General features: G+C 39.3%; 15 protein-coding genes and 2 tRNA genes. 6 read left to right on the top strand and 11 right to left on the bottom strand.

What is annotated here, in order from left to right; all coding sequences use genetic code 11:
- The first annotated feature begins 36 nt into the window (after positions 1-36).
- Complete coding sequence (locus EHQ58_RS13820; protein WP_135624488.1) at positions 37-1923, top strand: O-antigen ligase family protein; 1887 nt, start codon at positions 37-39, stop codon at positions 1921-1923.
- On the opposite strand, the gene EHQ58_RS13815 is transcribed toward EHQ58_RS13820, so the two are convergent.
- The 3 genes from EHQ58_RS13815 to EHQ58_RS13805 all read right to left on the bottom strand — a co-directional run bounded on the left by EHQ58_RS13815 (position 1862) and on the right by EHQ58_RS13805 (position 4221).
- Positions 1862-3712 (bottom strand): hypothetical protein, encoded by a 1851-nt coding sequence (locus EHQ58_RS13815; protein WP_135624487.1) that lies wholly within the window; start codon positions 3710-3712, stop codon positions 1862-1864. The genes EHQ58_RS13820 and EHQ58_RS13815 overlap by 62 nt on opposite strands.
- Before the next feature lie 293 nt (positions 3713-4005).
- Positions 4006-4089 (bottom strand) — tRNA-Leu (locus tag EHQ58_RS13810).
- A 61-nt stretch (positions 4090-4150) separates the two neighbouring features.
- Positions 4151-4221 (bottom strand) — tRNA-Cys (locus EHQ58_RS13805).
- A gap of 136 nt (positions 4222-4357) precedes the next feature.
- Here EHQ58_RS13805 and EHQ58_RS13800 point away from each other — a divergent pair.
- The gene (locus tag EHQ58_RS13800) at positions 4358-4738 is read left to right on the top strand and encodes an LIMLP_04285 family protein (RefSeq protein ID WP_135624486.1); all 381 of its coding nucleotides are present in this window, start codon (positions 4358-4360) and stop codon (positions 4736-4738) included.
- 2 nt (positions 4739-4740) lie between these two features.
- Here EHQ58_RS13800 and guaA read toward each other — a convergent pair whose 3' ends face one another.
- Complete coding sequence (gene guaA / locus EHQ58_RS13795) at positions 4741-6552, bottom strand: glutamine-hydrolyzing GMP synthase (RefSeq protein ID WP_135624485.1); 1812 nt, start codon at positions 6550-6552, stop codon at positions 4741-4743.
- A 42-nt stretch (positions 6553-6594) separates the two neighbouring features.
- Here guaA and queF point away from each other — a divergent pair, with 42 nt between their 5' ends.
- The 3 genes from queF to EHQ58_RS13780 are packed head-to-tail and all read left to right on the top strand — an operon-like array spanning position 6595 to position 7477.
- On the top strand, positions 6595-6999 hold the full coding sequence (gene queF / locus EHQ58_RS13790; protein WP_135624484.1) for a preQ(1) synthase: 405 nt from the start codon (positions 6595-6597) through the stop codon (positions 6997-6999).
- Positions 6999-7265 carry a SemiSWEET transporter gene (locus EHQ58_RS13785; protein WP_135624483.1) on the top strand — a complete coding sequence of 89 codons (267 nt, stop codon included), beginning with the start codon at positions 6999-7001 and terminating at the stop codon, positions 7263-7265. The genes queF and EHQ58_RS13785 overlap by 1 nt, the downstream gene beginning before the upstream one ends.
- Positions 7262-7477 (top strand): ferredoxin, encoded by a 216-nt coding sequence (locus tag EHQ58_RS13780; protein ID WP_135624482.1) that lies wholly within the window; start codon positions 7262-7264, stop codon positions 7475-7477. The genes EHQ58_RS13785 and EHQ58_RS13780 overlap by 4 nt, the downstream gene beginning before the upstream one ends.
- Before the next feature lie 7 nt (positions 7478-7484).
- Here EHQ58_RS13780 and EHQ58_RS13775 read toward each other — a convergent pair whose 3' ends face one another.
- The 7 genes from EHQ58_RS13775 to EHQ58_RS13745 all read right to left on the bottom strand — a co-directional run bounded on the left by EHQ58_RS13775 (position 7485) and on the right by EHQ58_RS13745 (position 14247).
- Positions 7485-8858, bottom strand: coding sequence for an alkaline phosphatase family protein (locus tag EHQ58_RS13775; RefSeq protein WP_167883638.1), 1374 nt, complete (start codon positions 8856-8858; stop codon positions 7485-7487).
- Complete coding sequence (gene fliM, locus EHQ58_RS13770; protein ID WP_135624480.1) at positions 8827-9852, bottom strand: flagellar motor switch protein FliM; 1026 nt, start codon at positions 9850-9852, stop codon at positions 8827-8829. The genes EHQ58_RS13775 and fliM overlap by 32 nt, the downstream gene beginning before the upstream one ends.
- Positions 9849-10841, bottom strand: a complete 993-nt coding sequence (locus EHQ58_RS13765) for a hypothetical protein (RefSeq protein WP_135624479.1) — start codon at positions 10839-10841, stop codon at positions 9849-9851. The genes fliM and EHQ58_RS13765 overlap by 4 nt, the downstream gene beginning before the upstream one ends.
- A gap of 68 nt (positions 10842-10909) precedes the next feature.
- Positions 10910-11500, bottom strand: a complete 591-nt coding sequence (locus EHQ58_RS13760; protein WP_135624478.1) for a hypothetical protein — start codon at positions 11498-11500, stop codon at positions 10910-10912.
- Positions 11500-12372 carry a peptidylprolyl isomerase gene (locus EHQ58_RS13755; RefSeq protein WP_135624477.1) on the bottom strand — a complete coding sequence of 291 codons (873 nt, stop codon included), beginning with the start codon at positions 12370-12372 and terminating at the stop codon, positions 11500-11502. The genes EHQ58_RS13760 and EHQ58_RS13755 overlap by 1 nt, the downstream gene beginning before the upstream one ends.
- A gap of 3 nt (positions 12373-12375) precedes the next feature.
- Complete coding sequence (gene argH, locus EHQ58_RS13750; RefSeq protein ID WP_135624476.1) at positions 12376-13806, bottom strand: argininosuccinate lyase; 1431 nt, start codon at positions 13804-13806, stop codon at positions 12376-12378.
- Complete coding sequence (locus tag EHQ58_RS13745; RefSeq protein WP_135624475.1) at positions 13807-14247, bottom strand: heme-binding domain-containing protein; 441 nt, start codon at positions 14245-14247, stop codon at positions 13807-13809.
- Between the two features lie 93 nt (positions 14248-14340).
- Here EHQ58_RS13745 and EHQ58_RS13740 point away from each other — a divergent pair, with 93 nt between their 5' ends.
- Complete coding sequence (locus EHQ58_RS13740) at positions 14341-14805, top strand: NfeD family protein (protein WP_135624474.1); 465 nt, start codon at positions 14341-14343, stop codon at positions 14803-14805.
- The last annotated feature ends 34 nt before the right edge of the window (positions 14806-14839 follow it).

Raw genomic sequence — 14839 nt, 5'->3', positions numbered from 1 at the left:
TAGACACGAAGACATATCCTGTTTTCACTTGCTCTCATGAAGATAAAAATATTTAACCAATTAGATTTTATCTTTTTTTGCATTTTCTTACTTTCCGTACCATTTTCAGTAACGGTTTCTCAAGGATTTGCGATCTTTTCTATCCTAAGCTACTTTAGCTTGCGAGTCCCAAAATTCAAGGATTTTCCCTTTATTTTTTGGTTCTTCTTGGCCATGTATGCCTCCCTTCTCCTTCCCCTCTGTTTTGGTTACCTTACAAGCGATACTGGTTGGATGAAGTTACTTACTCATTCCGAATTTAGTGATATTTGGATGACGCTACTGATTCTTCCTGCTCAAGGATTTAGTAGATATCAAAAAATGAGAGTCAAACAATTGCTCGTTGTCTCAGCTCTGCTATTTATTTTTACTGGCATCCTTTCTACCTTATTTCCATACAGACTCTCTAGTTTCGTCATGGATGGCTTTAGATACCTTGAAGGCAAAAGACTGCCTCATCAAATTTTTTTATGGAAGGATCTGGACCTTTCCTTATTTTTACCGATCGGTTTTCAAAATACCCATCTAACTTACGGTGCACTTCTAATCTTATTCTTTCCTTCTTTATTTTATAAAACCTTTCGCCTCTTGCGGATTCGTAAACCGAGTTCTCGGTTGTTAAAAGCAAGATTGACTTACTCCTTTCTTTCCTTGATTGCAATCGTATTGCTTTTATTAAACCAAAGCCGTTCGATATGGCTTGGATTCCTTCTTGCTTTACTTTTTGTTTCAAATTTTAAAGAAAAATTATCTTATCTGCGGAAATATTTATTTAAGACCATCATGGTATTTACTTTCTTATTTGGTCTCATCGCCATTCTCTATCAGCACAATTGGCTATTCCAAAGAAGCATCACCCAACTCTTTGCAAAACAGACGCTCGAGAATCAAAGAATTTGGATTCACAAAGCAAATTTGAGAATGATAGAAATCCATCCTTTGACTGGAATCGGTGCAGGAAATTATAAAAATGGCTTCGAGGCTTCATATGTTCCGCTGATAAAAGAAAATCCTTATTTGTATTATGAAATTTTCATCACACCTAAGTCACATGCACATCATGATTTTTTACATTTTTCAATTTTAGGAGGTCTGATTTCGGCCGTTGCATTTATAATTCTTTGGATTGCCATCGTAGATAAACTCATACGAACTGGAAAGGATCAAACAATCTATTTAGGGATTTATGCGATCTTTATCGGTGGGATGTTTCAATGTTTCGTTCTGGATGATGAAACCTTTTTACCTTTACTTGCTATTACCTCCTTATTCGATTTTAAAATATTTACTCTATCAAAAAAATCGATATCGCTCGTTTTGATACCGCTCTTCCTATCTATTTCTTCCATTCTCTATTTCACTCGCTTCCATGAAAAATCGATGTTTGTGCATAGAACCAGAACCTCAGAAAACTTTCTCGATCCCTTGGCTCAGACTACGATCAACGGATCCAATCAAAATCTAAATTCTCTAGAAAGTAAGGATTACTATTTTAAACTAGAGGGATGTTTAAGTCATAAAACAAATTTTGATCAGAATCCAATCAGAAGAGAGGAACCTTTGTCTCTCATCATTGAGATTCCGAAACAAAGAACCGACGCAGAGCATCCTATTCGCTACGAAATCGAAGTGAGATTCAGAGACGCTTTTGACCAGGACAAAGCCTTTAAAGCACATAGTGAACATGTGCTAAAGAAATTCACTGGAACTTTCGTTAGTGGAAAGAATCAGATTACGATTCCTCTTTTGAATTTAAAGAAAAATGATGAATTGCATTTTTATGATTTCGGAATTCGATACATCTATCAGTCTTCTAAGAACATTAAGATTCTACCAATTTTACGTTTGAAAGAAAACTGCGAATCTCAATCAATTTTGCCTTAATGGGTTCATTTGTTTCACTGTCTTCTCTCAGACGAGCATTGGTCTCATCCATTAACCGCTTATATCTCTTTCCAAATTCCGGCGAATTCGGAAAAAGCAAGATAGTATCATCAGATATACCTTTATTTGGATATTTTAAGAATGCAAAATCCTGGATGATCTTTTCGATCAACTGAGGTGAAAATATCGGATAGTTACCTAGAATCCATTCTAATGTGGGAATTGTATTTTTAGTAAAAAAAGCTTCTTCAATCGCCTGAATTAATATTCTTTTATGTTGGACTCGTTTTTCTTTCTCGATACGTTCCTGTTTCTCTCTTAATTTTCTTTTAAAATAATTTTCACGTCTTGCTTTATATTTTATTTCTCTTTCCATTTGGCCATAAGAGATAATTGACTTCGCTTTCGAGTAACCGATGTTTGTAATTGGATCTATATTCAGGTAGTAAAATATTCTATAATACCATGGGATATAGTGAAAATATACAGCCTCTAAATTTTTGCCGTAAGTTTTTAGGAAATCCTCATCTTTAAAAATGGCTTTAATGTCAGGTTCGTTGAATTCGATAAGGGCTTTAAAATAAAGTATGAATTTAGTTGTGAAGCGATAGTGATTATAAATTTGGTTGTTGATTTCGATGAGTTTTTGGATGTTTTTTAGTGCGAAAATAGCCACCTTATTATCCTCATCATGCCAAACGGCAGAAAGGACATCACGGTTCTTACGTAAAAGGTCAATGACTTCAATTTCATTTCTATCTTCTCTTTCGATGTTCAATCGAAGAAAACTGGAATCAAAATCTAAAGTACTCTCAAGCATGGTCAAGTAGCCGCGAAGAAGTTTCTCTAGGTCGACTTTTCTTGCAGCCTCTACCTCTTTCTCCGCAAGTCCACACAACTGGTTCATAATGGATATGTATTGGAAGTATCCCTTTTCTCGAAGCATTGGTTCGTAGGCAAGATACAGATTAATTCTTGTTTTGATTTGTAAGATTTCGTCTAAAGGTCCGGCAATTAAGTTTTCTGCATCCTCTCTTCCAATTTCTTCTAAGCGATCTTGCAATCCCAGATCAAAATTGCGTACTAACGGTTCGATTTTAGCAATAAACAATTCATAGGCGATCACGAGTAAGTTACTAATTTGAGAATTTACTAAGGAATAAAAGCCTATTTTGGGAATCACAAGTAATTGTGTTTCCCTTGAGAGACCATCTAAGATTAATTCTCTTGCCTCTACAAGCATCGCCTTTGAAGGACTAAACGGGAATTTTTTTGTATCAGTCCAATGAAAAAGATCATCACCTTCGCTAAAATTTTTAATGTATTCCGGATCTGAAATTTTTACTAAAATGAGTCTCCATAAATCCTCAGTTAATGATTTTTTTTCTAGCACATAGTTCTTGATTTGACTGACGCTTCGATTGAGCAATCTGTGAAATGCATCTTCTAAAGAAGGCAAATCTTCAGGAATCGAGACAACGTAAGGTACAAGCTCCATTGCCTCCGATGTTTTGTTCAATCTGATTTCGAACATTTGCGTAACGATCCCAAAATCGATCAATTCCCAGAGCTGATCATAAGCCAGTTCCGTTGCAATTTTCAATTTATCAAACGAGGCTTCTGTTGCTTGGAAGAGAGAACCAGAATCAAAGTTTGATTTCCGACTCTGAGCCTCAATCGCCTTCATAATGGTGAGCCCTTCTTTTTGAAGGATGATGCCCGCCGATCGACTCAAAAGTTCTTTAGAAGTGATCTGCAAAAATGAATCAGTAGGTGGATTCGTTCTCATAATTGTTTTCTCAAGGAAAGGTGATCTCGGTTTGACAGACCTATCTGACTTGTCTTTACAACGATTAGATGATTAATGGAGGAGTCTGTCACTAAGATTTGAGAGAAAACACATTGCTATACAATTTGGATTGCTCCTATTCTCTGATGCGGGAATCGCTTCAAGCTTCGGCCTTTCTGGCTTTTCGATTTCAGCCCGGCCAGCTCGTCACCTCGGACTTCGTGTCCTCGGAAAAATGATTTAAGCACCTTACGGGTCGCGATCATTTTTTAGTCTGGCATTCGTTCGATTCTTACCTGGAGCGGGAATCGAACCCGCACGGGATTACTCCCACAGGATTTTAAGTCCTGTGTGTCTACCAATTCCACCATCCAGGCAAAATACAATAGTTATGATTTTTACCCTACTTTGTGGGTCAAGGGAAATCAGATCCAATCGAGGCGTCGGCCGGATTCGAACCGGCGGTCAAGCTTTTGCAGAGCCATGCCTTACCACTTGGCCACGACGCCTTATAGGACTTTGGATAGGCTAAAATGGGAGACCTCACTGTCAAATGGAATTAGCGAGCGAAGATTTTAACGAGATTGTAATAATTCTGCACAGTTTTTCATTTTAGAATCCGGGCTTTGGGATTCTTTGTACAATATGAAAAAAGCTAATTACTTATTATTATTGATACTCATGTCTGTGGGAAGCTTACAGGCAGATAAAGTTACAGTCATAAAAACAAATGAGATTTTTGACAACGTGAAAACGACACCTAACGGAAGATTAGAGACCATTATCGAATCAAAAAATGGCACCAAGCAGATGTTAAAAACCAAAGATATTTCGATTGTTACCTCGCCTGTCGTTTGGGAAGAAACACAAGCTGAAAAACCTAGTATCTGGAAACGAATGTTTTCGAAATCTGAACCAGAGACAAACAAGGAAAATCCGAACGAAGAACCAAAGAGTTTTTTCGATCGAAGGTTTCCTGAAATGGCCATCGGCACAATGGCTCTTCTTTTTTTTCTATTACCGTAAAACTATTCCCATTCGATTGTACCTGGCGGTTTGTGCGTGAGATCATAAAACACAGCGGTGATTGCTTCTAACTTTAAGATCTCCGCTGAAATCTCAGAAAGGATGGAGATGTCCATTTCATAGAAATTGGCTGTCATCGCTTCTCTTGATTCGACAGGTCGCAAAACGATTCCGTATGTTCCTTCTTTTAAACTAGCAGGTATGAGAACCACAGGCATCTGCCAAATTTCCTTATGGATTTTTTTCTCAAAGATGATCCGATTTACGATCGCATCCGCTTCCCGCAAGAGATCGGCATGAGCTTGATCCATTTTCAATTCGGTATATGCAAATCTTGATGGTAACTGGGATACACCTGGCATAAAAACAACTCGGTTTAGTTCTTTGATGCTATTGGTGATCAAAATTGATATCTCATCCAACTCCTTCCAGCTTTTTCCAGGATCACTCAGCACTGCCGCGTGTGCATAACTTCTTTGGTCCCCTTGGACACCTACTGACTGAATGGGCAACACGCCCGCACCCACTGGCTTGTTTCTCGAAGTTAACAGAGCCTCTAGTCTAGGTAAAATCTTCTCCCCTCGATTCTCTTTGGAAGCAATCATCCTTACGACAAGTCCTGGACCAGGAAAAGGATGTCTCTCGATCCAGAAGTCTGGGAGACCCAACATTTTCCCAAGCTCTCTTACTTCATCCTTATAAAGATCTGCTATAGGTTCCACAATTTTGCCTGCTTCGATCAAATCTTGAATGGCAGGCACTCGATTGTGATGGGTTTTGATTTTATGGGAATGTTTCGTGCCACCAGACTCGATGGTATCTGGATAGATTGTACCTTGCCCGAGGATCCAATTATCGCTATCAAGTTTCATGGATTCTACCGCTTTTGCTTGCACGGATAAAAACAAATCTCCCACAATACGCCTTTTTTCTTCTGGCTCGGATTTATCTTTCAGGCCGGAGTAAAATGCTTCACTCGCATCCCAAACGGTCAAATCAAACCCCATAGAATTTAGATTTGCTTTTAAATCTGAAACCTCATTTTTTCTCATAAAACCAGTGTCCACGAGCAGTCCCTTCACTCTTTCTTTGCCGAGAGCTTTGGCAAGCAAGAGATAGGCGACAGAGGAATCAACGCCACCAGAGACAAGTAAAAAGACATTCTTCCCAACTGGAACTTTCGTTTGCAATACTGCGATTTCTTGGTCGAGGAAGGATTTTAGATTCCAGGTATTTGCGACACCACAGATCTCGATAAAATTGGATAAGATTTTTCCACCTTCAATCGAATGGGTCACCTCTGGATGGAATTGAATCCCATATTTTTTTTCTGTTTCATTGGAAACAAAGGCATAACGGCAATGTTCAGATTCTCCTTTCACAGAAAATCCCGGTGGTAACTTCGTCACCTCGTCCCCATGACTCATCCAAACGATTGTTTGGTCGTTGACACCAGCAGTCAAAAGCGAAGATTCATTTCTTAACAGATGTAAGGATGCTGGCCCATATTCCTTGCTATTGGAAGAAATAACTTCACCACCTAACTTCTGCATCAATAATTGATGCCCATAACAGATTCCTAAAATCGGTTTATTTAACTCGAAAAAAGCATCAGGAAGCAAGGGTGCGTCAGGTTCATAAACACTCGAAGGCCCCCCTGATAAAATGATCCCAGAATACTCTTTATACTTTTCTATCGATTCTTCATTCGAAACGATCTCCGTATAGGCACCGAGCCTGCGGACTCGGGAGGCGATGAGATGGGCGTATTGCCCTCCGAAATCGATAACAGCAATTTTTTTATCACTTTTCATGGGATGGTTCCAAAATAATTTTGCAATTACTACGGTAAACAAATGTCGGAAAAAAAATCTGCCTCCCTTTATGAGGACAAACAAGACCATATACCAGAATGGAAGACTCCCCAAATCGAATGGTTCGAAAATGTCTATTCAGGCAGAGAGTATACCATTGAGTTCACCATTCCCGAATTTACAGCGGTCTGTCCCAAAACAGGTCTCCCTGATTTTGGACAAATTTTTATCGAGTATTCCCCGAGAGAGAAATGCCTGGAGCTAAAATCCCTCAAAGAGTACTTTTTAGCCTTTAGAAATGTAGGCATTTTTCATGAGAATGTTGTAAATAAAGTTCTAGAAGATTTAGTCGCTGCCGTTGATCCGTACTCGCTAAAGGTCGTTGGAGATTATAACGTTCGCGGCGGCGTCAAGACAGTGGTTCGAAGAGAATACAGAGATAAGTAATGGAAATTTTAATCGGATATCTTGCGGCGATATTGACAACTCTTTCATATCTACCACAAGTATTACGCGTGATCCTCACTCGACAAACACGCGATATATCAAGGAACATGTATATCTTACAAGGGATTGGAGTTTTACTCTGGTTGATTTATGGTATTGCTCTCTCCAATCTTCCAATCATTCTTGCCAATCTGGTCACACTCGTTTCCGTAAGCATTATTTTGTATTATAAAATCATTTCTGAGATAAGGAAAGAATCTTTATGAGAAAAGCCTATGTCGACAAAGACAATTGTACATCGTGCAACCAATGTGCTGATAATTTTCCAAAGTATTTTATGATGGATGAAGAAGATCTATCTCAAACGCATATTGATGGCGCCTCAATTAATGACGCGGTCATTCCAGAGGATGATGAAAAGAAAGTCCAAAAAGAAATGGATGAGTGCCCAGGGGAATGCATCCACTGGAAACGCTAAAAAACATTTAGTTTTTTTTCCTTTTTGTTAACGATAGGATTTCTTTCGCTCGATTGAAGACATCCTTGACTGTAACCAGTTTCCAAGCTTCTTTGTCCTTTATTCCCTTCCAGTACACACCGCCGATTGTCTCCATTTCTCTCATCTCTGCATCATACCCGTGACCATGTATCGAGGTTTTCGACTCAGAAAAAATTTCCCCTTTCCGTGAACCAGAAAAATAGAGAGGAGCTCTCGTTGAAAGCAAGGCAATGGCATCAGGGTGTTGTAATTTCAAATTTGAATTTCCGACCAAAGAAGTCCAAATGGCACCTGGACACTCGCTAAGCAAATCTCTTTCTATGACCGCAAGCTCCTCTATGGAAGGCGATCGTGTTCCAGGCAGTAATAAAGCCGTTCCGCCCGAACTCTTAAAAATAAAATCAAACTTCTGTTCGTCTGCATGGATATATCCTTTTTTTAATAAATAGAGATTTGGTGCGCAGGAATGTTTTGCTGAATGGAATCCATGATCTGAAATCAGGATCAGGGCAAGGTCACGTCTCTCATATAATTTCAAGGACTTTATAAATTCCCCGAATTCGAAATCGATTTCCTTTAATTTTTCCTTAGCCTTTTCCGAGTGGGTACCGTATCCGTGGTGGATTGTATCTAGATCTGTTGTATAAACCAAAAGCAGGTCCGGGTGAAAGGACTCGTACATCCAAAGGGCCGTACGGAACTTAACCTGATCTTTTGACATATCATTTAATGGACTTCCAACATATGATTCTGCTAACCTATGTAAACCTTTCGTTGAAAGAGCTCGGAGCAGTTTATCATCCTCTGGGATTTTTTTTCGCCAGTACTGTGGCAGATTGTATTTAATTTCAGCACCGACGGTAACAGGCCAAAAAACATTCCCAACGGTTTTATTTGCACCCCGAGCCAGATCCCAAAGTGTCTCAACTTTGATATCCTCAGCATACCAAGTCCAACCACCGTCATTTTTCTCAAAAGGATCTAACGGTGTGTTATTATAAATCCCATGAATTCCAGGGTCGACACCTGTAATCATAGAAGTATGCGCGGGATAAGTAACGGAGGGATTAACAGTCTTTATACGGTATGAGAACGCGGACCTCTCTGAGAATTCCTTTAGGTTCGGAACAAGCTTGAGAATCTCGGGTGATTCAAAGTAGGAACCCAAAAATCCGTCGATGGATAGTAAGATTAGCTTAGTATTTTCTTTCTTTTTCGATTTAGGAGAATTTGGCTGTGAAAATATGCCTACACTCGTCGCAAGACATAAAATCAAGGAGAATGTAAATCCAGATCTCTTCACTAGATTTGGATTTTCCGCTTTGGATTTAGTATTCTTGTTCGGAACGAGTTGATCCAAGGAGTTCGTCTGGTATATCTTCAATGGAATCGCCGATTTGAATGGCCAATCGGTTGCCCACTTTGCCAGGTGTTGCTTTAAATTTTCCTCGATCTCCTACCTTCACGGTCAGATCACTTTTAATAGGGGTGTTCTCCAATTTGATGACATCTCCCATTTGCAGGTTCATTAGATCATTTAAACTGATATCAACACTTCCAACTTCAGATATGAGTGGGATCTTAACTTGGTCCAGTCGCTCTTGGATGACGGCTCTGTTTTCATCTACCTCACCTTTACGAATGGAAGAATACCAATACTGCGCTGATAACTTATTAATAATAGGTTCAATCGTGATATAGGGAATACAAAGGTTGGTCATTCCTTCCACCTCTCCCACTTTCGTCTCAAGGGTAATTAATACCACCATGTCATTGGGCGGAACAACTTGCGCAAACTGCGGGTTAGTTTCAATGTTTCCAAGACGTGGTCGCAAATCAATAACTGTAGACCAGGATTCACGCAAGTTACCTAGGATCCGGACAATAATACCTTCCATTACAGATAGCTCGATATCAGAAAGTTCCCTATTGACTTTGGATGACTCACCTTTACCACCAAACAATCGATCTATGATCGTAAAGGAAATGGAAGGGTCAATCTCTAGAATGGCTGAACCACGCAACGGATCCATGTTGATCACCGCAAGGGTTGTTGGATTTGGGATTGAACGTATGAATTCCTCGTAAGTAAGCTGATCCACGGAAGCTACGTGAACTACAACTAAGGCACGTAACTGTGCAGAGAGTCCCGTGGTTGCAAGACGAGCAAAAGTCTCATGCATCATCTGAAGTGTACGTATCTGGTCTTTTGAAAACTTATCAGGACGTTTAAAGTCGTATATTTTTACTTTTTTCTGTTCACCAACGGATGAATATTCATCTTCGGAAACTTCACCTGAAGATATGGCATTTAACAGCGCATCAATTTCGTCTTGCGAAAGGATTTCGGTCATTTTTTTACCTTTACCAAAAGATTCTTAATCTGCCAAAAACCGAAGTGGTCGCCCTCGTTTTTTTTCATGGAGTAGCTATACTCATATCTTGTTTTAAAACGACCTTGCATCCGTTCTACATAAACCTGAACCCGTGCATCATTCTTACTAGGATAGTCGACATTTAAAACTTTAAAGTATTTTAAATTGCCCGAGGGAGCTGTCGTTAGATATTCTTTAAACTCTTCTACTACGGAATCTCTATCTGATACTGGACTCTCTACATACATGCCACTGAAGCGATCATAATTTAATATATATTCTGAAAAATCAATCCATTTGAAGTGAGATTCCCAGTTCTTCTTCATTTCTGACCCTAGAAACAAAAAAATGGTTTCTTCCGGCGTAATCTTACCAGTTTCACCAATGTTTTGTGCTAAAGGTGTGTAATTACGATCTCGTTTGGCCTTTTGGAAGAGAAAAGAAGAAGTATTTTCAGACCTTAAGAAACTTTTTTTATCTTCGGTATAATTTGGATAAAAATACCCCGTCACAAAGTATTTATGGCCTGGGTGAAATGAATACAATTCATCTAGATAGATCGTTTTTGAGAATGATTCATTTTTATGCAGAATGATTTCTTTGTTTTCATCTCCAACCAAATTAACAATTGTATTACGGCGTTTCAGTATAGGGTCATGGAAATCTGGATCCTCTATTGGCGCCAATAACCGATCATCCTCATCCTTTATGATGATTTGAAAACTGTATCTGTAGTCGCCTGCGGGAAACAACCTAACGACTTCTTTTCCCGTATTGAAAATGGAATAGTTTAAAGGAATGCGTTCCCCTTCTACAAAATTTCTCTGGGGTAAGGTCACTTTAATTTTAGATTGTAAGGCCGTAAAATTTTCAATCGAATCCCCTCTCGCATCACGATCTGGGACGGCCAGGGCAGCCTGCGTAAGAGCTAATACCAATAATAAGATGATTCTGATGGCGGAACGCATACAGTATTCATTTCGGCAGATTTTAGAAATCTGAAATAGTTTTTTTAAGACATAACTCAAATTCGAGGCTATCTCTTGGCATCAGCGAGTATATAATCGGAAATCCGGATGAGGCGCTCAAAAATGCTACGTAGTTTTTTGTACTGATAGTAATTTTCCCTATGTTTATCAAGATGCGATTCGATGAGCGCAATCGTTTTCGTTGCCAATTTGAGGTTCTTTACTTCGTTTTCTGTAATTCCATAGAGATTCGCTTCGGAGACAAACCGATTTAATTCTTTCACAAGGCTCTCATCTGTCAGGTCTTGGATTTCGAAAACTTTTTCCACCTTCAGAATAAAGTCAGTAAGTGTTTTTTTGATTTTTGCTTCTTCTTCTGTAGGTCGCCTTTTTGCTGTCTCTTGATTTAGTTTCTCATATCGATCCAATGCCTGTTCGTAGAGATCATTTACTCTTTTTTTTTGTCCAAGAATGAAACTCATAAATGACAAAAGACCAAGTAAAGTATCTGGATAACGATTGATACCGCCAATTTCATCAAGAGCTTGCGAAAATCCCGCTTCATCATGATTTACGTTTCTAATGAATTCGAGAACTGGCTCCACAGAGGAACCAGATGTATACTTCTGGATGGTTTCTATACCTTCAAGGTAACTCATTATCTTTTGTCTATGATTGCAATATGTTTGATCGTGGTTTGCAAATTTCCCTTTTCGATGATACGATCTAAAACTTCATAACCCGTAACCAGCTGACCGAACACTGTATGAATGCCCGTTAGATTCACATTATCCACTTGGTTGATAAAAAACTGGGATCCATTCGTATTTGGACCAGCATTTGCCATTGCAAGAGATCCTCTAACGGGTCTTTTACTCGTCAATACTTCGTTGAATCGATACCCGACACGATGCAAAATTTCCAAAGCTGATAATTCCATAGCATCCATGTACGCTGCTTCTACTTCTTGACCTTTTTCTTCTAATTCTTGACGGGATTGGATATTGAACTCGGATAAAACGGCTCTTTGCAATTGTGTCTGGTAATACGGTGCTTCTTTTACTTTGAGCGTATCTAAGCCTAAGGATTTGCCGTTGATTTCATCTTCGAACTTATAACCTGGACCGCCCGTACCATCACCTCTCGGACAACCACCTTGTGCCATAAAATCTTTAATGACCCTATGAAATTTAAGACCATCATAAAATGGTCTTTTCTCCATTCCCTTCTCGGTGTTAAATTCTTTTTCGCCTTGGGCAAGATCAATGAAATTTTGAACGGTCTTTGGTGCTTCGTTTGCATACAATTCTAGGACCATATCCCCCGAGGTCGTAGTCATGACGGCATAGATTGCGGGTTTGTCAGGCAGCTTGATGGAGGTTCCTTCTTGTTTTTTAACAATCACATTTTGTTTCGCATAACTGACAGGTTCATAGATATTTTTTTTAAATTTTTTATTGGAACAAGTGATAAAAATCAGGCTGATTCCTAAGATAAAAAGGGTTATAGATAAGTAATGTCTAGATCGCATAGTTTAGTTTTTAGTTCCTTTGAAAACGATATTGATTTTTTTTTCGAACTCTTTGATTTTTCGCTTAGCTGCCCTTAGTTGCTCCATTTGCCTTTTTCGAGCCGTACCACCATAGACATTTTTTTTATCGCAAGAAGTTTCAAGGGCAATCGATTCTTCATAACCTGGCTCTGCAAGAACTGGATTCACTTTCGCTCTTTCGGCCGTTGGAATTGAAAACAAATCCCAACCCTTCTCCGAGCAAACTTTAACAAGTTCCCCAACTATTTCATGGGAGGTACGAAATGGAATCTTTTTTTGAAACACGAGCCAATCGGCAAGATCAGTTGCTGTACTAAATCCAGCACGCAAAGACCTTAAGGCATTTGCGGGAAAGATTTGAACTCCTTCAACCATCTCAGTGATCCCTTCGAGCCCAAGCTTCATCTGTTTGACGCAATCGAAAAGTGGAATTTTGTCCTCTTGGAAATCACGATTGTAGGCAAACGGAGTCCCTTTCATCATCAGAAAGATGTGGTTTAAACCGCCAATCACTCTTCCCGATTTCCCACGAATCAACTCTGCTACATCCGGATTTTTCTTTTGCGGCATGATGGAAGAACCAGTGGTCAGTGAATCTGGCAGCTTAAAGTAAGAAAATTCCTGAGAGGAAAAGAGAATCACCTCTTCGCAAAATCGTGAGGCATGGATGTAAAACTGTGAAGAAGCAAACAAAAATTTGAGAATGTGATCGCGTTGGCTCACCGCATCAATAGAATTTTCTGAAACTTTATTAAGTCCCAAATCGGTTTTCAAAAACTCTCTATCTGTCTCATAATTCACACCCGCCAAAGCACCTGAGCCTAACACGAGTTCGTCAGACCTTTCGTAAGCGCTCCAGAAGTCTTCAAAATCGCGAACGTTCGCCCAGAAATGAGATAAAAAATAATGGGAAGCACGAATCGGTTGTGCAATTTGTAAATGGGTGTAGCCAGGAATCATGACATCTACATTGTTTTCCGCTTTCGCGACCCAAGTGTCCAGTAGTCGTTTCATTAGTACAAGAATCTCTCGAATTTCATCTTTTAGATAAAGTCTTACGTCCTGCGAAACCTGGTCATTACGAGATCTTGCTGTATGTAGTTTTTTTCCTAAATCTCCCAAAAGTTCAGTTAGGCGAGTTTCAACCGACATATGAATGTCTTCATCTTCCATTTTAAAAACAAAGGTACCTGATGTGATTTCTTCACGTATTTGAAGAAGACCGCGTTCAATTTTTTTTTGTTCCTCATTCGTAAGGATGCCTATTTTTTTTAGCATTCTTGAATGAGAAATGGAACCCTTGATATCTTGCTTATAAAGCTCACGGTCAAAAGATATCGACTCCCCGATGCGAACCATAAGTGATGAGGGTGCTTGTGCAAATCTTCCACCCCATAATTTCTTTTGTTTCATCTAGGGCTCCTCTTCATAAGAGGCATTTATTTTTTCTGCCCAATCTTTCAGAATTTGAATTTCCTTGTCGGATAACTTAGCTTCGTTATGGATGAGTGTGTAACTAAAAAGGGGCATATTTCGCTCTTCTATCTCCTCAATGATGCTATCTGCGGCTGTTGCTTTTTGTTTCGGGCTGAGTTTCTCCCATTTTGAAAAATTGAGCTCCTCTTTGCCTTCCTCAATGTGGTTTTTCAGGAACAGGGAGATGGGAAATACATAGGAATACAATGGCCATTTGGTTTGGTCTGAATGGCAATCATAACAACTTTTTCTTAGGATTGTGAGAACAGGCTCACTCGCAAGGACGGGAGCCTCCTCTGATGCCGTGGACCTGTCGACAGGAAATAATTGTAGAAGGAAAAAAATACCAATGAGAGAGATGGCTATTCTTTTTATCATTCCCTCCAGCGTTTATTCTTTCTACAAGATTCAAAGTATAATTTTTCTTGCCAGGAGAGCGAAAGACGGACTTACTTGGGCTCGGAGACATCATTGGAAATTTTATTTCAAAACACGCCCTACCTTTGGGTCATCGGTGGCATCGTATTCATTCTCCTGGAATTTGTTTTTCCTGGCACGTTCATTATGTTTCTCGGAATTGGAGGGCTCATCACAGGTATGGTGACGAGACTCGTAACCATGTCATTTACCAACCAGGTGATCCTATGGATGGTATCTACCCTTGGTTCCTTACTGCTTGGCGGTCATTTTGTCAGAAAACTATTCAAATCGGAAAAATCTAAAGATCCATACATCAAGGATGACTACTTAAACCAAATTGTTACCGTCGAAAAAGATGTTTTAGTAGGCGAACTTGGCGGAAAGGTTTGGTTCCAAGGCACAGTCTGGGATGCCATTTCGACTGAAGAGCGAATTGGTAAAGGTGGTAAGGTAAGAATTCTAAAAAGAGATAATTTGGTCTTCACTGTGGAAAAAATCACAATCGAAACAGAATAAAAAAACTCTCTGAACTATAAAAAATCCTTTTTTT

The organism is Leptospira ognonensis, from assembly GCF_004770745.1.
GTDB classification, from domain to species: Bacteria; Spirochaetota; Leptospiria; order Leptospirales; family Leptospiraceae; genus Leptospira_A; species Leptospira_A ognonensis.
The sequence above is the reverse complement of the archived record's forward strand: the minus strand, read 5'-3'. Positions and strand labels throughout refer to the sequence as shown.